The organism is Methanothermococcus jasoni (assembly GCF_049075655.1).
In the GTDB taxonomy this organism is placed as follows: domain Archaea; phylum AGJL01; class Methanococci; order Methanococcales; family Methanococcaceae; genus Methanofervidicoccus.
Genome location: NZ_CP157522.1, coordinates 1,455,859 through 1,476,482 on the forward strand (window position 1 = coordinate 1,455,859; position 20,624 = coordinate 1,476,482).

The 20,624-nt window shown below is 30.3% G+C and carries 15 protein-coding genes; 8 read left to right on the forward strand and 7 right to left on the reverse strand.

Annotated features, from left to right (window positions below):
- Window positions 1–4: 4 nt before the first annotated feature.
- From Mjas_RS07675 to Mjas_RS07690, 4 genes are all read right to left on the reverse strand, one after another.
- Window positions 5–1,060, reverse strand: coding sequence for a M42 family metallopeptidase (locus Mjas_RS07675; RefSeq protein WP_421077576.1), 1,056 nt, complete (start codon window positions 1,058–1,060; stop codon window positions 5–7).
- Window positions 1,061–1,503: 443 nt separating this feature from the next.
- Entirely contained in the window at window positions 1,504–1,899 is a 396-nt protein-coding gene (locus tag Mjas_RS07680) for a PIN domain-containing protein (RefSeq protein ID WP_421077577.1), read from the reverse strand.
- Between the two features lie 388 nt (window positions 1,900–2,287).
- On the reverse strand, window positions 2,288–5,272 hold the full coding sequence (locus tag Mjas_RS07685; RefSeq protein WP_421077578.1) for an AAA family ATPase: 2,985 nt from the start codon (window positions 5,270–5,272) through the stop codon (window positions 2,288–2,290).
- A 135-nt stretch (window positions 5,273–5,407) separates the two neighbouring features.
- The gene (locus Mjas_RS07690; protein ID WP_421077579.1) at window positions 5,408–6,577 is read right to left on the reverse strand and encodes a metallophosphoesterase family protein; all 1,170 of its coding nucleotides are present in this window, start codon (window positions 6,575–6,577) and stop codon (window positions 5,408–5,410) included.
- Between the two features lie 121 nt (window positions 6,578–6,698).
- Here Mjas_RS07690 and Mjas_RS07695 point away from each other — a divergent pair, with 121 nt between their 5' ends.
- From Mjas_RS07695 to sppA, 3 genes are all read left to right on the forward strand, one after another.
- Window positions 6,699–7,490, forward strand: coding sequence for an RlmF-related methyltransferase (locus Mjas_RS07695; protein WP_421077580.1), 792 nt, complete (start codon window positions 6,699–6,701; stop codon window positions 7,488–7,490).
- Between the two features lie 44 nt (window positions 7,491–7,534).
- Window positions 7,535–8,155 carry a PCI domain-containing protein gene (locus tag Mjas_RS07700; protein WP_421077581.1) on the forward strand — a complete coding sequence of 207 codons (621 nt, stop codon included), beginning with the start codon at window positions 7,535–7,537 and terminating at the stop codon, window positions 8,153–8,155.
- Between the two features lie 63 nt (window positions 8,156–8,218).
- Complete coding sequence (gene sppA, locus Mjas_RS07705; protein ID WP_421077582.1) at window positions 8,219–9,145, forward strand: signal peptide peptidase SppA; 927 nt, start codon at window positions 8,219–8,221, stop codon at window positions 9,143–9,145.
- Between the two features lie 122 nt (window positions 9,146–9,267).
- On the opposite strand, the gene serS is transcribed toward sppA, so the two are convergent.
- Together serS and aksF are read right to left on the reverse strand one after the other, a co-directional pair.
- Entirely contained in the window at window positions 9,268–10,824 is a 1,557-nt protein-coding gene (serS, locus tag Mjas_RS07710) for a serine--tRNA ligase (RefSeq protein WP_421077583.1), read from the reverse strand.
- Between the two features lie 166 nt (window positions 10,825–10,990).
- Window positions 10,991–12,001 (reverse strand): homoisocitrate dehydrogenase, encoded by a 1,011-nt coding sequence (aksF, locus tag Mjas_RS07715; protein WP_421077584.1) that lies wholly within the window; start codon window positions 11,999–12,001, stop codon window positions 10,991–10,993.
- 433 nt (window positions 12,002–12,434) lie between these two features.
- On the opposite strand from aksF, the gene Mjas_RS07720 reads away from it, so the two are divergent.
- Window positions 12,435–15,503: a hypothetical protein gene (locus Mjas_RS07720; protein WP_421077585.1), complete on the forward strand. Its 3,069-nt coding sequence runs from the start codon at window positions 12,435–12,437 to the stop codon at window positions 15,501–15,503.
- Between the two features lie 25 nt (window positions 15,504–15,528).
- On the opposite strand, the gene pdxT is transcribed toward Mjas_RS07720, so the two are convergent.
- Window positions 15,529–16,086, reverse strand: a complete 558-nt coding sequence (gene pdxT, locus Mjas_RS07725; RefSeq protein WP_421077586.1) for a pyridoxal 5'-phosphate synthase glutaminase subunit PdxT — start codon at window positions 16,084–16,086, stop codon at window positions 15,529–15,531.
- A 296-nt stretch (window positions 16,087–16,382) separates the two neighbouring features.
- On the opposite strand from pdxT, the gene Mjas_RS07730 reads away from it, so the two are divergent.
- The 4 genes from Mjas_RS07730 to Mjas_RS07745 all read left to right on the forward strand — a co-directional run bounded on the left by Mjas_RS07730 (window position 16,383) and on the right by Mjas_RS07745 (window position 20,561).
- Complete coding sequence (locus Mjas_RS07730; RefSeq protein WP_421077587.1) at window positions 16,383–17,957, forward strand: radical SAM protein; 1,575 nt, start codon at window positions 16,383–16,385, stop codon at window positions 17,955–17,957.
- A 267-nt stretch (window positions 17,958–18,224) separates the two neighbouring features.
- Window positions 18,225–19,001, forward strand: coding sequence for a molybdate ABC transporter substrate-binding protein (modA, locus tag Mjas_RS07735; RefSeq protein WP_421077588.1), 777 nt, complete (start codon window positions 18,225–18,227; stop codon window positions 18,999–19,001).
- A 59-nt stretch (window positions 19,002–19,060) separates the two neighbouring features.
- Window positions 19,061–19,861 carry an ABC transporter permease gene (locus Mjas_RS07740; protein WP_421077589.1) on the forward strand — a complete coding sequence of 267 codons (801 nt, stop codon included), beginning with the start codon at window positions 19,061–19,063 and terminating at the stop codon, window positions 19,859–19,861.
- Window positions 19,848–20,561: a Rossmann-like domain-containing protein gene (locus Mjas_RS07745; RefSeq protein ID WP_421077590.1), complete on the forward strand. Its 714-nt coding sequence runs from the start codon at window positions 19,848–19,850 to the stop codon at window positions 20,559–20,561. Before Mjas_RS07740 ends, Mjas_RS07745 begins: the two co-directional genes overlap by 14 nt.
- The last annotated feature ends 63 nt before the right edge of the window (window positions 20,562–20,624 follow it).

Below are 20,624 nucleotides of genomic sequence, written 5' to 3' on the forward strand. Positions count from 1 at the left end.
ATCCCTATGGGAAGTATGTATCCAATTCTTTAATACAGGAGCTCACCAACTTAACAGTTTCATCTAAATCAGATATACCAATTACTTCAACAGGAGTGTGTATATATCTTGAAGGAACTGAAATCACACCAGTTGGAATACCGTCTCTCGTTAGGTGAATTGCAGTAGCATCTGTTGTTCCACCTTCTCCAACTTCATACTGAACAGAGATATTGTATTTCTTTGATACTTCTTTTATCATATCTAAAACCTTTGGATGAGTAATTAAACCTCTTCCAGAAGCATCCACTATACCGACTACTGGACCCTTACCTAATTCAACAGGAGCATCTTCCATTTTTATACCCGGATGGTCTCCACAGATTGTCACATCAAGTGCAAGTGCCACATCTGGATTAATGCCAAAAGCTGATGTTCTCGCACCCTTTAATCCAACCTCTTCCTGAACAGTTCCAACGAAATATATTTGGCAATTTAATTCCATTTCGCTCAATTCCTTTGCAACTTCCAATAAAACAGCACATCCTGCTCTGTCGTCAAATGCCTTACATGATATTCTGTTGTTGCCGAGCTCATCAAAATCTGATTTAAATGAAATCCATGAGCCTATCTCTACACCCATATTTTGAGCGTCTTCTCTATCTTTTGCCCCAATATCAATAAACATGTCCTCGTATTTTATTAATTTATTTCTTTCACTTTCTTTCATTTTGTGCGGTGGTTTTGAACCTAAAACACCTACAATATCCCCTTTGTCAGTATGAACAATTACTTTCTGGTTTAAAAGCATCTGGTCATTTATTCCTCCAATTTTTGTGAATTTTAAGAATCCTTTATCGTCTATGTATTTAACCATCAATCCAATTTCATCCATATGTGCCGCAAGCATTATTTTAGGTCCCTTATTTCCTTTTTTTGCAATTAAGTTTCCAAATTTATCTGTATATACCTCATCGCAGTATTTTTTAAGCTCTCTTTCCATTATGGTTCTTATTCTATCTTCCCTTCCTGAAATACCTTCTGCTGTTGATAGTTCCTTTAAATAATCAAGCACAGCCATTATATCACCTTTTTTAGATTTTAGCAAAAAATATTAAAAATATTATTAAATACGCAAAATACAAGTATGATATTATAATATATAACAATTACGATAAACCGCCGAGAAAGCCAACGATTTTAATCGTTGGATGAGAGGCGGACATTATATCGGCTAGTAAGTAGTAAAATATAAATATGAGAAGATTAATAGTAAGTAACGCTACCAGTCCAAGTTCTAATGGGTAGGGTTAGTGAAAACTCTACCGCTGGTAGTGGTTGGTATCGTGGTTTGTTTTGATAGAGTAATCTTAGTGATACAGCGTAGCCCTGAATCTCCTAAACGGGGATAGGGGTAGTGGGCTTGGCCACCCATGTAGGGTTAAACCCTGCTAAAAGAACCCAACGAGTTCACTCGTTGGAGTAGGTCAGAATATGGTGAATAGGTATAAAATATTTATTGAATTATTCCTGCAATTCAAAATAATTCTTCTGCTTAACAACTATTATAGGGATGCCCATATCAATAAGCCTTCTTTTTAAATCCTTGTCATTTGTGCATACAACGATTTTATTGCCCTTATCCTTTTGGTATTTTGCATAGTTTATTATTATCTCATCGGCATACTTTCCAATATTGTAATCATCTGTTTTATATTTTTTAATTAAGGATAATAATAGATTTATTGAAAATTTCTCCTTACCTTTTAATTGGGTTTTAAGTTTTTCCAATTCTTCCCTTATGCAATTGAGTATTATAACTTCATAATTATTTAATATTCTGTCGAGCTCATAATCTATATTTATATTATGTTTAATGGCATATATTAAAAAATTTGTATCTGGTATTACTATTATCATTTTATCACGACTCCTTCGGCAGGAAGCCAACGGCTCCGCAACGAAGTTGCGACCTAAAACCTTCGGTTTTAAGTTTTCCTCACTTTCGTTCGGAAATGCTATAAAAATCCGAAGGATTTTTATTCAATTAGCCGTTGGAGGATGCCGAAAAATTTATATGTTGTATAAACTATATATTGTAATAAACCCTAAGGCACGAAGCTCGGTAGAGTGGATACGGTTGGAAGGGCACATATTAAATGTGATATTTATAGGGCTGTTGTCAGCCAGCCTAATGTCCTCCGCCCTTATTATTGAGGGAGTTGGATTGAATAAATTCCTTCGGAATTTATAGCTCTCCGCTTCGCTACGAAGGGCAAGCCAACGACTTTAGTCGTTGGTAGCTGACTTAGGAATTAGTTATTACTGAATCCTCTCCAATCTTTTTTATGTTTATAATATTATTTGCCACCTGTTCCAATTCGTTGTGGTGAGATATTACAAAAATCTGAGAAATGGTTTTTATGTTTCCAAAGATGTTTAACAGTTTTTTACGCCTATCTTCATCAAGGAATGCCGTTGGTTCGTCCAGTATTATACATTGTAGATTATTACAAACCGCTTTTGCTATTCCAAGCCTAAGTGCAAGGGATACTGCTATCTGCTCACCACCACTTAAAGTTTTTACAGGGAGCTCATCCACAATTATATCATAATCATTCTTAATTTGGATGTGGCTGTATGGCAATTCGAACTCATTAAATATTTCATTGGTGTATCTCTGAATAAGTGGAATATACTTTTCTCTTAAATACTGCTGAAATCCGTTCTTTGAAAAGACATTTTCCCTTATATCTATTAAATAACCTATATAATTCTCCAATCTTTCCTTTTCTTTTTCTTTATCGTGCAATTCATTTAGATTATTTATTTGTTTTTGCAGTTGTTCCTCTTTGGAATTTAAATATGATGTAATTTCTATAATCTGATTATTTGCATCATTTAATTTGTTGAATATTTTTTCATAATCCTCTTTTAATTTGTTGTGGTAGGTATTGTCATAATTTAAATTATCCAGCTCTTCTAAAATATCTTTTTTGTTATCTTTTAATGATTCTATCTCTTTATTTTTATTATTTATAATCTCATTTACCGTATTTTCCAGTTTGTCAATATCTGTTCCGTATCTTTTGCAATAGTTTTCTAACACCGCAAGGGCATTTTTATATTTGCTGTAAGGTTCTTCATACATTTCCATTTCTTTTTCTATTTTGGATTTTTTCTGCTCTAATTTGATATATTGCTCTGCGTCTTTCTGTATGTTCTCGATTTCTTTTAAAGTATCAATTAACTCTTTTTCCTTATTTTTTTTATCATTCATCAGTATTATAATATTATTTAATTTCCCCAAAACATCATTTAATTCCTTCCTTTTAGCATTTACCTTTATTCTATCATAATTGCCAACTATTTTCAAAAGATTGTTTTTATTTTCTAAAATTTCCTTTTCATTTGCATTTTTTAAATACTCCACACAAAAATTGTATTTGTTATAGTGCTTTTCTAAATCATTCTTTTTCTTTTCCAAATCTTCGATTTCCTTTTCAATGCTTACGTATTTGCTAATTTCCTTTCGGAGCTCATATAAATCATATATATGATTATCTAAATCCCTATTTATATTTTCTAAATTCTCCTTTTTTTCCTTTAATTTTCCGTATTTGTCTTTTAATTTATTTATTTCTTCAAGCTTCTTTTTTAGTTCCTTTAATTCATTGTCATAATTGTTATATTTTTTGTTAAGTTTAATTAATACCCGTTCTTCCTTTTCAATATCATTGTGGTATGTGTTTAGGAGCTCCTCCTTTTTCTTCCCATCAATATCTGACTGACACACAGGACATTTATTATCGGTTTCTTTAAGTTTTTCAATTGCCTCTTTCATCTGGTTTATTCTTGTCTCCTTTTCAACTATTAATTTGTTAAGATTGCTTATTTTTTCCATTAATTCATCATGCTCTTTTATTAGCTCATTTTCAGTATTTATTTTACTTTCGATTTCATCAAAATTTGATAGTTCTTTTAGGAGCTCCTCCTTTTTCTTCTTCAAGGTATCTATTTGAGAATTGATACTTTTTTCTTTTTCCTTTAATTTCCCAAAATCTACAAGTTTTGCATTTAATTCATTTAATTTTTTATTTAATTCTAAATATTCATAATAATATTTTTCATTATTTTTTAATTCTAGTTTATTTTTATTTATCTCGTTTAGTCGATTGTTTATCTCGTTCAATTCCGTTAATTTTTCCATTACAATATCTAAATTATTAAGTTCTTTTTTAATATTTTCAATATCTTTGTTTATTGTTTCAATGTCTTTGTTTTCTGGATTAAGGTTCTTTAAATTGTTTTCAATATCCTTTAAGTTATCTTCCAAATTTTTCTTTGTGCCTCTTAATATATTGAATTTATCGTAATATTCCTTATATTTTATAATCTCATTAGATAGTTCCTTTAATTTCTCTTCAATTTCATTGTATTTTATATATCCTTCGTTATTTTCCATTAAAATTTCACTGTATTTGTTAATGTCTATTAAGTCTTTATTTAAACTACCAATATCTTTTTCAAGAGTTTCTATTTTATGCCCTATTTCTGTCAATATTTTATTTAAATCGTTGAATTTTTTTTCCTTTTCATCATAATGATTTAACTCTTCTTTCTTTTTTGCCTCTAATTTTTTAATGTGCTCGTATTTATTTTGCAGTTCTTTTAATTCCTTTTCCTTATATGATATTTCTTCTTTTAAATTGTTTATATCTTCCTTTATAATATCAATTTGCTTCAACTCCCCCTTTATATACTCCAATTTACCATTGAAATTATTAATTGCCTTCCCCATCTCTTCCCAAGTTTTCTCGTATTTTTCAATGCCAAGAAGCTTACCAATAAGTTTCTTTCTTTCCGCTGGTTTGAGATTTATAAGATTGCTAATCTCCCCCTGTTTTATGTAAATTGCATTTAAAAATACCTCGTGGTCTATTCCAAGTATTTCCCTTACTTTATTATTTACTTCATTATTGCCCTCTGCATAAAGTTTATCATTTATATAGAGCCTATCCACATTACTTCCCCTTCCCCGTCCCCTTACAATTTTATACTCGTTTCCTCCTATTTCGAATGTGAGCTCTATTAAAAATTGGTTGGTTCCCCTCTTTTTTAAGTCCTCAATTCTAGCGCTGCCTCTTGCATATAGTGCGTAATTCATGGCTTCAAATATTGACGATTTTCCACTTCCATTCTGACCTATTATAGTGGTGATTCCTTTATTAAATGATATTTTGGTGTTTTTATGACTTCTAAAATTCTTAATGTCAATTCCCTTTATTATCATTATCCCACCGATTTGGTTATTTTAGTTATAGTTATAGTTAGTTATTAGTTATTTTATCGTTGCTTCATTATTTTTTTATTATTTTAATTATTTTAATTATTTTTATTATTTTTTATCTTATTCCTACCTATTTTTTTATTTACTTAGTATATTATGCTTAAAATGCTCAACAAGGTATGCACATAAGTCCCTATTATTTAAAACTTCATTGTATATTCCATAAACAAAATCTATATCGTAATTTTTGTTTTCAAGGAATTCCCTAAATATTTCATCAACATTTTTATTTTGAATGTCAATTATTGTATCCTCTGTTTCATCCTCAACAATGGATAATCTGCTGTAAAGTGCCTTTTTTTCTAAAATATCCTTTAAATGTCCAAAAAGTTCTTTAACAACATTGCAAATAACCACTGGATTTGATTTTGATTCCATTTCATTTATAAGATTTTCAAAATCCTCTTTATTCATGATTTTTTTATCTATTATAAAATCCCTGCATTTTATATCTATTTTATCCACATCGTTTATATCAAAATCCCCTCCACTCATATCAACTAAATAAAACCCCTTTCCGTTCTTTTCATAGTCCCTGTATTCATCATAAGACCAAATTTCTGTGGAACCGCTGTAAGCAAAGACGCCGTTTGTTGTGTTTGCTGTATTTGTGTTTATATTTGCCGTATCATCGTTATTTACTGTTTTAAGGATTCTCTGGTGAATATGCCCCCCTGCATAGTAGTTAAATCCCTTTGGAAAGTTGTTCAGTTGGAGCTCATATATGGGCAAGTTTGAGTAGGAGTAAATACTTTGATGAAACAGCAGTATTTTATTATTATACTTTTTAGATTCATTTTCTATTAGTTTATAGTCCTCGAAAAGATTGTTTATTTTGCTTTTAAATGTGAAATCAGAGCCCCCTATAAATATTTCCTCACTTCCTTTTCTAAAAATATGGTATTTTCTGCTGACAAATGTTTTTAGATTATCGCCTAAAATACCCTTCAATATTTTGAAAGGAGAGCCTTTGGAATTTCTCTTTGGCAAATCATGATTGCCGTGAATAATATAAACTGGTATATTATGTCTTTTTAGTCTATTAAACCCCTCTATTGCCGTGTAAATTGCATTAATTGATGGTTCTGGACTTTCAAACAAATCACCACTATGAACTACAAAATCTGGTTTTATCTCAATTATTTTATCAATGCACTGGTTAAATGAGCTGTAAATATCCCGTTCTCGTTCATCTAAATTATACTGCCTGTATCCCAAATGGTTGTCGGATATATGGACAAACTGCAATTTCATCACCATAATATTTTATACTTCGTATTCGCATGTAATTATTCATGTGTAATTAATATACATTATTATATTATTACTTAGTTTATTAATTTATTTATTTTTCATCCATGGTGAGATTGTGGAATTAGGATTAAAGATAGAAGATGCTGTAAAATTGAACAAAGAATTGCAAAAGTATGCTTTTTATAAAAACGGAAGAATTAGAATAGACTTTAAGAATAAAGAAGCACTGTATCTATATAATAAAACAATTTTAAAACATCTGTTTGATTTAGATATGGAATTTCACAAAAATGCACTTATACCTACGCCTATAAATCGATATTTATTCGTTAAAAATGTATTTGAAAATAATAATACTAATAATCATCAAATAAAAACAGTTTTAGAGATTGGAACAGGCTCAGGCATAATTTCCATGATGATAGCAAAATACTACAACTGCAAAGTTTATGCAACGGAAACTGTAAAGGAATATATAAATATGGCAAATGAAAATATCATAAAAAATAATCTAAATAATAGTATAAAAATAATTGATTCAAATAATAAAATTATTGAAGGTATAGATGAGCTCACCAACAAAAAATTTGATTTAATTATATCCTATCCTCCTTTTTATGACTCCAACTCTGTTCCATCAAAGAGAAGTTTTGGCGGAGCTCATGCCACAGATGTGGAGCTCATAGGTGGTGGAAAATACGGTGAAGAATTCTCTTTAAAGATAATTGAAGAAGGTGTAAATTATCTAAATAAAGATGGATTAATTGCATTAATGTTTCCACATAAACCTGTGGAGAGAAGAAAAGCCGTGGAGAATAAAATAAAAGATGTAGGTTTAATATTAAAAACAGATGAGATTAAAACTGGCAAAAGAATAAGGCACATTATTAAGGGATATAAAATATAACATTATATTTAAAAATATCAAGAATATTAAAATTAGGTGAAAACATGGCTAGATGGACGGCATACAAAATTCATCCAGAAGAATTTTTAAATAGCGAAATTAATGAAAAAGCGTTAATAATAGATGGTAAAAGAATACACAGGGTTAGGCTATTGGGAGAAGTAAAAAATGTATCAGTTTCAACTATTATATCCTTTGAATTAGATGGCGTGGTTATCAAAGATTTTGAAAAAAAGGCAGAAGATATTGAAGAGGGGGATTTTGTAGATATTATAGGAAGAGTGGGGGAGTATGAAGGTTCAAAATATGTTGCATTGGAAGTGTATAAAAAGAGAAATGATGACAAAGAAAAATGGAAAGAATTAAGAACCCTTGAAATAGAAAAGACAAGAAAGTATTTAGAAGATGAAGAATCTACATCTCAGTATGGAAGTGAAAAAAGCGATAACTCCGTAGCTGATGAAGTATTGGAAGATATTTATAGTGATGAAGAATGTCCAAAAGATTTAATTTTAAATATTATAAATGAAAATGACGAAATAACTTATGAAGAACTAGCTGAAAAGGCTGGAATGGATGAGAAAGAACTCGATAATATATTGGAAGAGTTAATTGATGATGGGGAAATATATGAACCTAAAACCGGAGTATATAGAATATTATAATTATAGGTTAATAATTATAGGTTATTAAATGGGAATAACATACAATAAAATAAGTGGGGTATTATGAAAAAAATATATTTATTTGCAGGCGGTGCATTTGTATTAATGATTATAATGGTTATAGCAATGTGTTTATTTTTAATATCTGGTTCAAATGGATGGAACTTCAAATCAGGTGGTGGAAACATTGCAGTAATAAACATTGATAACATGCTTGTTTTAAATTCGGCATCCTCAGGAGTATTCAGTGTTAAAGAACCAAGTGTTAAAGACTACATCGGAGCTCTGGATGATGCAGAAAATGACCCAAATATTAAAGCCATAATTTTAAAAATAAACTGCCCAGGTGGAGAGGTTGTAGCAAGTGAAAAACTTGCAAGAAAGGTTAAAGAAGTTTCTGAGAAAAAAACCGTGGTAGCTTATGTTGAAACCCTTGGAGCTTCTGGTGCATATATGGCCATTGCTCCTGCAAATTATATTGTAGCTGAAAAACATTCTATTGTGGGAAGTATTGGAGTTAGGATGGATATGATTCATTATTATGGACTTATGGAAAAGCTTGGTGTGAATGCAACAGTCATAAAAGCTGGGAAGTATAAAGACATTGGTTCGCCATACAGACCGATGACTCCGGAAGAAAAAGAGTATTTGGAAAAAATGATAAATGAAACCTATATGGATTTTGTTAAATGGGTTGCAGAAAACAGAAATATGACAATAAATGAAACATTAAAAGTTGCCGATGGTAAAATATACTCAGGTAGTGATGCTAAAAAAGCTGGGCTTGTTGATGCCGTGGGAACAGAAGAAGATGCCATAAATATAACAGCAGAGATTGCAAATATATCCAATCCTAAAACTGTGGAATACACTCCATTAAAATCCGCTGGAATTTTCAGCATGATGTCAAATATAGTTTATAATTTGGGATATGGCATAGGAAAAGGTTTTGGTGAAACCGAAAAAAGTAATATTGGAATGTATTATTAATACTAAATATTAAATTACGGCACCAAATAAAAAAATAAGAATAAACAAGTATAATATAAATATAATTATAATATAATCACAAATAAACTAAAAAAATAAATATAAATAATATTTTACTATTTTTAAGGCCAGGTGATTACCTTTGGAATTTCTGGCATTTTTCCTATTTTCTTTTGCACCAATTCAGGCCAGTCGTCATAATTAAATCCATATTGTGCCAAGAAACCAATTACCCATCTTGTGAGACCATATCCTGTGCATCCAGTCCATACTTTTCTTCCTTTATAGTCTTTTATTCCAAATCCTTCAACAAAATGAGTTCCATGAACATTTGCGGATGTTACAGCCACCCCTTTTCTTTCATCCTTTATATGTGGCAACCATAATCTCATTTCATATTTAGGAACTTCTGGGAACTCTATACATCTATCCTCTTTTTTCCTACCTTCAAGATAGAATGGGTCATCTCCAACCTCTGTCCAATATTCCAAATCAAGCTTTTCAGCAAGTTTTTCAGCATATTTTAATGTTTCATCCCTGGTTTTTTCAACAAATTCTGGACTTCCCATCTCTACGCATTCTATCCTTAAAAACTCATTAACTCTATCAAGTCCTTTTGCACCGCCACCTTCCCATCTATATGTCCATCCACTTTTATCTACAAACTTTATAGGTTTATCTACATCAATGAGCTCATGGTCAAAGAATTGGTAGAATGGCTCACACTGAGCAGGTGCCAAAACATACCCTGGGTTTCTCAATAAATCATTTAATTTATGGATAGGTATCTCTTTTTTTATCATCATTTCATTTACAAACTCTCTGAACATTTCAGGGTCTCTTTTTGGAGGGCAGACATAATACATTCCCTCAGGAAGTCCTTCCAAATACCTCATTTTATACATAACTTCCAATGGAATTAACTTCGGGAACAGACATTCATCAAATCCTATTTTGTTGATACACTCTTCCATTATGAGCTCCTCAAATGCCCTAAATAATTTTGTCATAGGCGGAGTATAGAACCACTGCCCCTTTCCAATAAATCTTTTAACCCACCCAAGTTCCTCAGCAACTTCCGTTGGGTCTTTATCAAATGTAATTGTCCTTTTTGCTTTATACTCACTAACTATTGTTCCAGGAGCTATCGCACAGACATCAAAGGTTAAATCTTTCTCTTCTTCCTTTTCAAGTTCATTTCTTACGAATTTTATCGCTCTATCTACAATATTCCTTTTTAATTCACTATCTCCGATGTTTTCGAATATTATTTTTACGGCATTATTGTCATAATCAATCTCAGTTTCGCATTCTGGAACTTTGATGCCCTTTATAGTTTCAAGAACTTCCTTTTCAGCAGGTATTGTTATTTCATAATGTTCTATGACGATATCTCTTATACCTGTTTTATGTTTTCTTCCAACTTTTTCCATGATAGGTTTTTTCAACCTCATTATTGCCTCATGAGCTCTTGCATAAGTTCCTGATACGATGTTTAATTTTAATTCCTTTCCCTCAAAATCATAGCTTATTATCTTTGAAGCTTCATCTTCCTTTCCTTTTGGGACTCCTTTTAGAAATATTTCCCTGCTATTGTCCAATACTTCTATTATATCCTTTTGTGCATCCTCGTTCAATTCCTTGCTAAATATAATTTTCCCATTTAATTCAAACTTCATCATTTCACCGTTTTTATAAATATATAAAATTGATTAATGCCTTGCAATTATACGCATAATAAAAATTAAAAACTAAAAATTAAAAAATTCATTTAATGGAATATTCGTTATTTTATTTAAATATTTATCATGAGTTTATATACTAATATCCATGATTTTGGATTTATTAACTTCTATTTTTTATTTCCTCAATTATCTTGTCTGTGAGCTCAGTAGTTTTTAAATTTCCACCTAAATCTGGAGTCATATATCCTTTTTTCAACACTGATTTAACGGAATCTCTTAACAATCTACTTTTTTCTTTCATTCCTAAATAATACAGCATCATAGATGCACTTAATATTGAAGCTATTGGATTTGCTATGCCCTTTCCTGCAATGTCTGGTGCCGAACCATGAACTGGCTCAAATAATCCGTGTTTATCCCCAATGTTTGCAGATGGTGCCAGCCCAAGACCTCCTAGCAATCCAGAAGCTTCATCGGATAGTATGTCTCCAAACAAGTTTGTAGTTACCATGACATCAAACATCTGCGGATTTTTTAGGATATACATAGCAGTGGCATCCACCAAATAATTATCACTATCTATATTAAACTTTTTGTATTGCTCTCCAATCTCATTAAATATTTTTAAAAAGAGACCGTCAGTTATTCTCAAAATATTTGCCTTATGTATGCAGGATACTTTTTTCCTATGGTGTTTCAGTGCATAATCAAATGCAAATTTAATTATTCTGCTACTTCCCTTCTTAGAAATAACTCTTTCTGCAACAGCTATTTCTTTTTCATCGTCATAATATTCCCTATTAACATATAATCCTTCGGTATTTTCCCTTATAATTACAAAATCAATATCTTCAAAATTATTGATTGGTCTAACATTTGCGTATAAATCGAGCTCCTTTCGTAGTGTTAATATGGGACTTTTATACATCTTCCTTTCTAATTCATCAGGCTTTGGCGTAGTTACTGCACCAAATAATATTGCATCGCACTCCTTGGCAGTTTCAAGGGTTCTATCTGGTATAGCACTATTGCATCTCTTAAAACATTCATAGCCTGCATGTTCTTTAATAAATTCAAAATCTCCGAGCTCATTTAAAATTCTTACAGTTTCAGGAATTACTTCCTTACCTATTCCATCTCCTTCTATAACGCATATTTTATATATTTTCATTAAATCACCAGTGTGTATAAAATGGGCTAATTATATAATTATCGATAATTTCATCAAACTTAAAATCGTGTATAAAAGAGACAAAGAAATTATTTAAAAAATAGATGATAATTTTAATATATATCATTAACCATAGAATATTATTATATTAAGTTATATTCATAATATTGTTGATTAATTATACTTATTAATGGTCCATTAATAACTTTTGGTAATGCTTACACTGGACACTAATAACAATCAATAAAAAATTAGTGGTGTTTCCAATTTTGCATATACTAGTAATTGATTCTAATAATCTCCATACTACGAATTATTGAATTATAGCAAATGTTTAACACTGCCACAATTTGATTAATATTAATATATCATATTGTGGTATATTAATATTATAGTATATTATATGCTCGCAAATTTTAATAGGGAGATATTTATGTATGATGATATACCGCAAGAAGAACTTTCAAAATTATTTAAAGAATATTGTGAATTGGATTGGAAAAAGAAATCTGAGGCAGCCCGAATATTGGGACATATTAACGACATTAATGAGCTTAAGAAAATACAAGAGCAAATTATAAAATTAGCCCAGGATAAAAACTTAGCTACAAGAGTAAATCTAATGAACTCTATAAAGAAGCTCATTTTAGACCACCGCATTATTAATGAGGATATATTTGTTTTACTCTATTTTTGGGCCAATTCCTTCAACACCACAACATCAGAATTTGCCAAACAAATTATAAACTCCTTAAATGTGAATGTGATTGTCGACTACATCCTCTCATTATCCATAAAACTTTATTCTTCCAATCCTTATGAAGTAGCATATGCCATGGCATCCTTAGGATTGATATCAACAGTTACCCCTGAACACTTAACAAATACCCTCCCTGAGATTGTATTAATGTCCAACGGTCATAAATACAAGATACTTCAAGTGCTTGCTATTGAAATACTTGAAGAATTTAAAACATTGGATAAACATTATCTAATTAATTCGTATTTTATGGTATATCTAGAATACCATAAAAACGTTTTTGATACTACTGGTTTAGATAATAAATCCCTGAAATTCCTTAAATTTTTATATAATACGTATTTCAAAGAAACTGCTTCCAGAGAAGATATATTAAAAATCATAAATGCTCTGGAAAATAGGGAACCTTTTGTAAAATCCATTATTATGGCTACATTATATACTCATGCCGATGTTTTATATCAGATATTAAAGGAGGATAAAAAATTAAGTAATTACTTGATAGATGAAACAATAAGCTCTTTTAAAAATCCTGACCGGATGATTAGGCTTTCATCCATGTTTTTGTTTATAAAGTTGATATTCTTTGATAAAATATATATTAAAAATGAATACTTAGATATGTTTTTTGACAAAATCCTTGAAAATTTCAATGATAAATATATTGTAAAGGGATTTTCTCTTGAAATATTATACTACCTATTAAAAAATACAGAATCGAAATATATTAAAAAGAAAGTATCTGAGGTTATTGATAAAATTGATTTAAAAAGTATAATGAATGAAGGGCATTTATGCTATTATAATGGGTTATATTTGGCATATGAATTAAAAAAATATGAATGTTTCTCAGCAACATCTTCTCCTAATTTTAATATGGGTTTTATAGAGGAATTCAAAGATATGGATATATTGGAATTCCAGAAGCTGATTAAATCCCTATATATTGATACAAAAAGAAAAGGCTGGATAAATAGATACTACGCTGGAAAATATTTAGGTAATGCAATATATGCAAGACCCGGTTATGCATCCAATATGTTTGATATAATCGATAATATGTTGTATGACAACACATATTTGGTAAGAAATATGGGAATATGGTTATTGAGAATGATAGTTGAGTTAAACAATGAGACTCCAAATAATCTTATTATTAAATCTACATCTTTGTTTGATGATTGGTATTTCGGAAACCGAATCGAATATTTATTATTTTATAATATATTAATAGAGAATTACCCAAATAGTCTTGAAAAAGAAGAAATCAGAAAAAATATTATTTCAGCAATTATGACAAAATATTTAACAGATAAACATAGATTTGTAAAAGATATTAGCAAAAACTTATTGGATAAATTATTGATTAAATTTCCAGAATATAAGGAATTTTTAGATTATCATAACATATCTATCAAAGAACGTTTTGATTTAATTGAAAAATATTTAAAATTTCCTGAAACGAGGAAAGCCACCATATTGCTCGCCAAAATTGAACTAAAGCGACACATCAAAAAGGGCGAGGATAACTCCATTAGAGTGATTTTAAAAGTCTTTGAGAATAATATCTACGAAGAAATAATATATATTCTTCCAGAGATCATTGCATTGAAAGGAAAATCTGAAATAGCTAAAAAGATTGTTGAGGATTACATATCAAAATACCCCACATTACCAAAAGAGATGGATGATATTACATATCGTTTTATTGAGGAACCCATATTTAAAATAAGAAATACTCACTTAAAAAAATTATTAAGATTTATCAAGGAAGGATTGATAATAAGCGATAAGTTATTAAACAGAGTTAAAGAATTAATAATATATGAACGTGTAGTTGAGGAAAATATCAATCTTGCATTATCAATACTTGAAGAAATAAATGAACCTGAAAGTGTAGCCATAATTAAAGAAAAAAGGGAATTAATAGAACATCTGAAAAAGAATCCATTAAATCTTGATAAAATCGAAAATGGAGATATTGAATGGGAAAAATACCATATCAAAATAACATATATCCCAACAAAAGATGTTATTAAAATTTTTGGAAGCGACGACATTAAAGATATTGTAAAAACGATTATTCACATATTAAATCTTGAAGAAGCAGTAATTTTGAAGATAATGGTCATGGATTTGTTAATTGAAGAGATTTCTAAAAATGGGAAGTTATTGGACGAATTATTGTCAAATAATATATATGACATACTATCAAAATTAGCATTATTGGATGGTTATGGATTATTATCAGAAAAAGCATTAGTATTACTTGAAGGAATAGCATTGAAAAAAGATAACTGGCTGAAAAATAATCTATTAAACAATCCTGGGAAAAAACCCACATTAAAAATTATAAGAAAATTTTTAAGACATAATACATCAATCTATGTTAAATTGGAAATTATTGAGGTTTTGGAATACCTGCTAAAAAATGACATTATTATATGTGATAAACACACTGCATCTGCATTTATATACACTCTTGTGAATATTGGTAACGACCAGCCATGGATAGTATTTAAAAAAGCTGTGGATGTTATTGGTTCCTGCCAGTATATACGAGAAGATAAGAAACTTTTAAGTAAAATCGTTAAAAAAATTATGGAATATATTGAGGCATCCACATGTCCTGGTGTTAAAGAATATCTAATGAAAGTTCTTGAATCATTAAATGTAGAAAAAAAACTTGATAAAGATATTGTCGAAGAATATATTGAAGAATACAGTAAATTAAAAAAATAATTAAAAAATAAAATTCATATTTAAATTATCTATTAACAACATTATCTAGGAAATATTTATAAACTTTATACCCCTCATCCGAGAGCTCCGGATGGAATGCTATTGCCATGTATTTACCTTCCCTTACTCCAACAATATTATCTCCCTCTTTTGCTATGATTTCAACAGCATCATCTAAAAGTTCATCTACAACAGGAGCTCTGATAAATACCGCATGAACTTTTTCGCCATCTAACTCAATTTCTTCTTCAAAACTTTCCCTCTGGCTACCATAGGCGTTTCTTTTAATGGTTATATTCATTAACTCTAAAAGTGGCTGTTCCCTTCCAGTTCCTTTTGAAAGCAATACCATACCTGCACAAGTTCCCAATATTGGAAAATCAGAGTTTTTTAAAGCTTCAATAAAGCCATATTTTTTCATAAGTTTCCCCATTGTGGTGCTTTCTCCACCTGGAATAATAAGTGCATCAATATCATCTAAATCAGCAGGTGTTCTAATCCTTTTTGGCGTGCAATTTATCCTTTTAACCATTTCTTCATGCTCTTCAATATCTCCCTGAATACCTAAAATACCTATATTCATACTCTCACCATTTATGTAAATAATATTAGTAAAAATAAAAAAACTTCTAAAATAAATAAACACCTCAGAGCTCATACGGTTCATCATATGTTATATATTATATATCAGCAAAATTTATTCATCACAGGTGTTTAATGATTATTATTATAATTATAAATTGTTCCCCTTTTGAACAATATAAGGTGATATGATGAAATTCTTAATACTCGATGGATGGTCGAACCAAACCTTTAAAAAAGGTTTGGACGAAAATTCAAAACTCACTTCGTTCGTTTTGAACAATATAAGGTGATATGATGAAATTCTTAATACTCGACGGATACACCGATGAACCTGCTGGACTTGGAGTTCCACCATATATAGGAACATATCCAAGATATGCCGCAGGTGTCATTTATAAATATAACTATGATGTGCATTATATAACTATCGATAGGTTAAGGGAAGAGATTAAAAAAGGATTTGATTTTAACAAATTTGATGTAGTCATAGTAATTTGTGGATTTCACACTCCTGGAAAATACCTGAATGCAAATCCCGCAACATTGAGGGAAATTGTATCAATTTTATATGATTTTAAAGGATTAAAAATATTAGGGGGTCCTGTTGCAACAAAATTTGGTTCATCGATGGAAGGGGGAAAAATAAAAGACGAAGAAAAGCTCAAATACTTCTTTGATGTCGTGGCTAGTGGAGACCTTGAAATAGTTTTATCTGATTTAATTGAGAATAATTTCAATATTGAAAAAATAAATCCTGAAAAATTAAGAAATTACAATCAAATAAAGGAATTTGCAATTAGAGGAGCAAAAATTGTAAAGCAACATCCTGACTATCCTTACATCATTGCAGAAATTGAAACATACAGAGGATGTTCAAGAAATACAAGTGGAGGATGTAGCTTTTGCACAGAGCCGAGAAGGTTTGGAAGTCCAAAATACAGAGATGAGAGAGACATAATTGAAGAGGTTAAAGAATTGTATTTAAACGGGATAAAATATTATAGAATAGGGCGACAACCATGTATTTTTTCATACAAGGCGAAAGATAGTGAAAAGGAGGAGCTCCCAAAACCAAATGTTGATGCAGTTGAAAGATTGTTTAAAGGTATATGTAATAATATTAAACCTGAGGTTTTACATATAGACAATGCAAATCCTGCTATAATAGCAAGGCATGAAGATGAGAGTAGGGAAATTGCAAAAATACTTGTAAAATACTGCACAGGAGGAAATGTTGCGGCTTTTGGTGTTGAAAGTTTTGATGAGAAGGTAATTAAAAAGAATAATTTATTAACCACTCCTGATGATGTTTTAAAAGCTGTAAAAATATTAAATGAAATTGGAGGTAGTAGGAGCTCAACAGGTCTTCCCTATTTACTTCCCGGCATAAACTTATTATTTGGATTAAGGGGGGAAACAAAGGAAACATTCAATATAAATTATGATTATTTAAAACAAATATATGATAGCGGATATATGATAAGGAGAATAAATATAAGGCAAGTTGTCCCATTTTTCGGCACAGATATAAGTATAAACGACATTAAAAAAGCAAAGAAAAGAAAAAAATTGTTTTTAAGCTTTAAGGAAAAAATCAGAAAGGAAATTGACAATCCAATGCTAAAAAGAGTAGTTCCAGAAGGAACTGTATTAAAAGATGTATTTGTTGAAGTTATGCAAATCAAAGATTTGCAAAATCCTTCGCTATCGCTCAGGATAAAGGAAAAGGAAACTCTTTATTTTGGGCGACAGTTTGGGAGCTATCCTATATTGGTTGGTATAATAGATAATGAATTAAAACTTAAAAGTTTCGTTGATGTTGAGATAACAGGATATGGTAGAAGGTCTATAACTGGAAAACCAATTTAATCGGATATTTTAATATTTTTTTATTAATTTTTATTATTTCATTATTATATATTCTGTTTTCTTGTTATATATGATATATCCCTAAATGTAGTAATTTAATATAGTTAATTTTTTATACAATTATTAATTAAATGTATTTACAAACATATTATTACCAAAAATTTTATATACCACAATTCAATACTATTACTAAGAATATAATTTCCTTGTGTTATTGATTATAACGGAAGTATAATTCCTTCAATGATAATAATCGATGGTGATGATATGAAAAAAAGTCTTCTTATAATAGGCATGGGTTTGATAATACTGAGCCTAACAATATCAGGATGCACTGAAAAAGAAAATACTAATGCCTCAATCCATGCCTATGTTGGAGCGGGAATGCAACAGCCTATGGATGAAATTGGAAAGGAATTTGAAAAAAAATATAATATAAAGGTTAATTATGACTACGCAGGTAGCGGACCTCTTTATTCAAAAATCCTTGCCTCAAATAAGGGAGACATATATATGCCCGGTGCATACTTCTATGTCAGTGAATTGAGTAAAAAAGGGTATATTATTGAATATAGCAATATAACAAAACATATTCCAGTAATTGTTGTTGAAAAAGGAAATCCAAAAAATATTACTTCACTTGAAGATTTAGGAAAACCTGGGGTAAAATTATCACTTGGTGAAGAAAACATTGCAATAGGAAGAACATTTAATAAGATATTGACCAAGGCAGAAAAAGATTATCCTGGCATAACTCAAAAAATAAAAAATAACACTGTTGTTAGAGGAGCTACTGTAAAACAAACACTACTTTATGTAGAGCTCGGTCAAGCTGATGCCGCAGTGGTTTGGAGGGCTGATGCTCTAAGCAGTGATAAAGTGGAAATAATACAAATAAATCCAAAATACAACATAATTAAAACTGTCCCAATAGCTATACTAAATACGACTGAAAATAAAGAAAACGCAAAATTATTTTATGATTTCGTAAATACCGAAGGAAAAGAGATATTCAAAAAATACGGGTTCGAAGTGATAGAATAATAATTGTTAATGGCAACATAAGTGGTAATAATGTAATAATGTAAAAAATTAGGGATAACATGAGAACAAATCTATTAAAATTCTTTTCCTTATCTGCTTTATCCATTTTTATTGTGTTAATTCTTTTCATTGTGCTGGCGATTGTTGGTAAAGTATCCATAGGAACACTTCAAGAAGCCATATTTTCAAAAGAAATCCAATTTGCCGTAAAACTTAGCTTAATGACTGCATCAATTGCTACTTTACTTGGTGTCATAGTAGGAGCTCCTTCTGCCTATGCCCTTGCAAGATACAACTTTAAAGGAAAGGAATTAATCGACAGTTTGATAGACCTGCCGGTGATACTTCCACCACTTATATCAGGTTTTGCCCTTCTTGTGTTTTTTGGAAATACATTGATTGGAAGAGTCATAACTGAAAACATAATAAATGTGGTATTTAGTCCCACAGGAATAATTGTTGCACAGTTCTTTGTTGCAACACCGTTTATTATTAAAACATCAAAGGCAGTATTTGAGGGCATTGATGAGAAATACGAGCATATAGCACAGAGTTTAGGAATGACAAAACTTAAAACTTTCTTTAAGGTTGTTCTTCCAATGGCAAAAAATGGTATTCTTGCAGGTATGATTCTTGCATGGGCAAGGAGTATGGGGGAATTTGGAGCCACACTAATGCTTGCAGGAGCCACAAAGATGAAAACCGAGACACTGCCTATTGCAGTATTTTTAAATATATCCGTGGGTAAGTTAGAGCTCGCACTATCAGTAGCATTTATATTTCTTGTAGTTGCAGTATTAACTATATTCTCAATAAAAACGATAGTTAAAATAGGCGGTGATGATTATGATAAATATTAAAGAAGAACTTAAAAAGATTGCAGAAGAAAATAATCTGTTGGATGAACCAATTGAGGCACGACCTATAAATGTTCAGTTAGATACTGCAAGAATAAGCGACTATCCGCTGTTAAATGGGAAAGAATTTTTATTAAGGGCATTTTTTAAGGGCTGTGTTGGAGATGCCTTTACAGGAGATTTAAGAGAATTTAAAGGAACTATTGCAGAGGTATTGGAATCAGATTATAATCCACTTGTTGTAGCAACATTAAATGCCGTTATGAAATACTTGGGACATATTGAAAAAACAGAGCACTGCACAAAAGATGAGCCTGAAATATGTGCAAAAAAACTTTCTGAATATCTATTGAATGAATATGGGAAAGATATAACCGTGGGCATAATTGGATACCACCCTGCAATAATTAAGCAGATGGTGGAAACATTTGGAAAGGGCAATGTGATAATTACGGACTTAGATTTTAACAATATAGGAAGAATAAAATATGGTGCTGTGATATATCACGCAGATATGAACGAATATTTAATAAAAAATTCCGATGTTGTTCTTTCAACAGGAAGCACAACGGCAAATGGAACGATATTTGATATTATTGAATTGGCTGAAAAATACAATAAAAGAGTAATATTTTATGGAACAACAGTTGCAGGTATTGCAAAAATGTTGAATCTTGAAAGATTCTGCGAATGCGGAAAATAATTTAAATATAATTTTATTAATTTCCCTTCATTTATTGTTCTATTCTTATTTTATTTATTTTTT

What these genes read in the sequence shown, in the direction of transcription:
- Mjas_RS07675 (WP_421077576.1), bottom strand. Translation starts at nt 1,060, where the DNA reads ATGGCTGTGCTTGATTATTTAAAGGAACTATCAACAGCAGAAGGTATT.
- Mjas_RS07680 (WP_421077577.1), bottom strand. Translation starts at nt 1,899, where the DNA reads ATGATAATAGTAATACCAGATACAAATTTTTTAATATATGCCATTAAA.
- Mjas_RS07685 (WP_421077578.1), bottom strand. Translation starts at nt 5,272, where the DNA reads ATGATAATAAAGGGAATTGACATTAAGAATTTTAGAAGTCATAAAAAC.
- Mjas_RS07700 (WP_421077581.1), top strand. Translation starts at nt 7,535, where the DNA reads ATGGCTAGATGGACGGCATACAAAATTCATCCAGAAGAATTTTTAAAT.
- sppA (WP_421077582.1), top strand. Translation starts at nt 8,219, where the DNA reads ATGAAAAAAATATATTTATTTGCAGGCGGTGCATTTGTATTAATGATT.
- serS (WP_421077583.1), bottom strand. Translation starts at nt 10,824, where the DNA reads ATGAAGTTTGAATTAAATGGGAAAATTATATTTAGCAAGGAATTGAAC.
- aksF (WP_421077584.1), bottom strand. Translation starts at nt 12,001, where the DNA reads ATGAAAATATATAAAATATGCGTTATAGAAGGAGATGGAATAGGTAAG.
- Mjas_RS07720 (WP_421077585.1), top strand. Translation starts at nt 12,435, where the DNA reads ATGTATGATGATATACCGCAAGAAGAACTTTCAAAATTATTTAAAGAA.
- pdxT (WP_421077586.1), bottom strand. Translation starts at nt 16,086, where the DNA reads ATGAATATAGGTATTTTAGGTATTCAGGGAGATATTGAAGAGCATGAA.
- Mjas_RS07730 (WP_421077587.1), top strand. Translation starts at nt 16,383, where the DNA reads ATGAAATTCTTAATACTCGACGGATACACCGATGAACCTGCTGGACTT.
- modA (WP_421077588.1), top strand. Translation starts at nt 18,225, where the DNA reads ATGAAAAAAAGTCTTCTTATAATAGGCATGGGTTTGATAATACTGAGC.
- Mjas_RS07740 (WP_421077589.1), top strand. Translation starts at nt 19,061, where the DNA reads ATGAGAACAAATCTATTAAAATTCTTTTCCTTATCTGCTTTATCCATT.
- Mjas_RS07745 (WP_421077590.1), top strand. Translation starts at nt 19,848, where the DNA reads ATGATAAATATTAAAGAAGAACTTAAAAAGATTGCAGAAGAAAATAAT.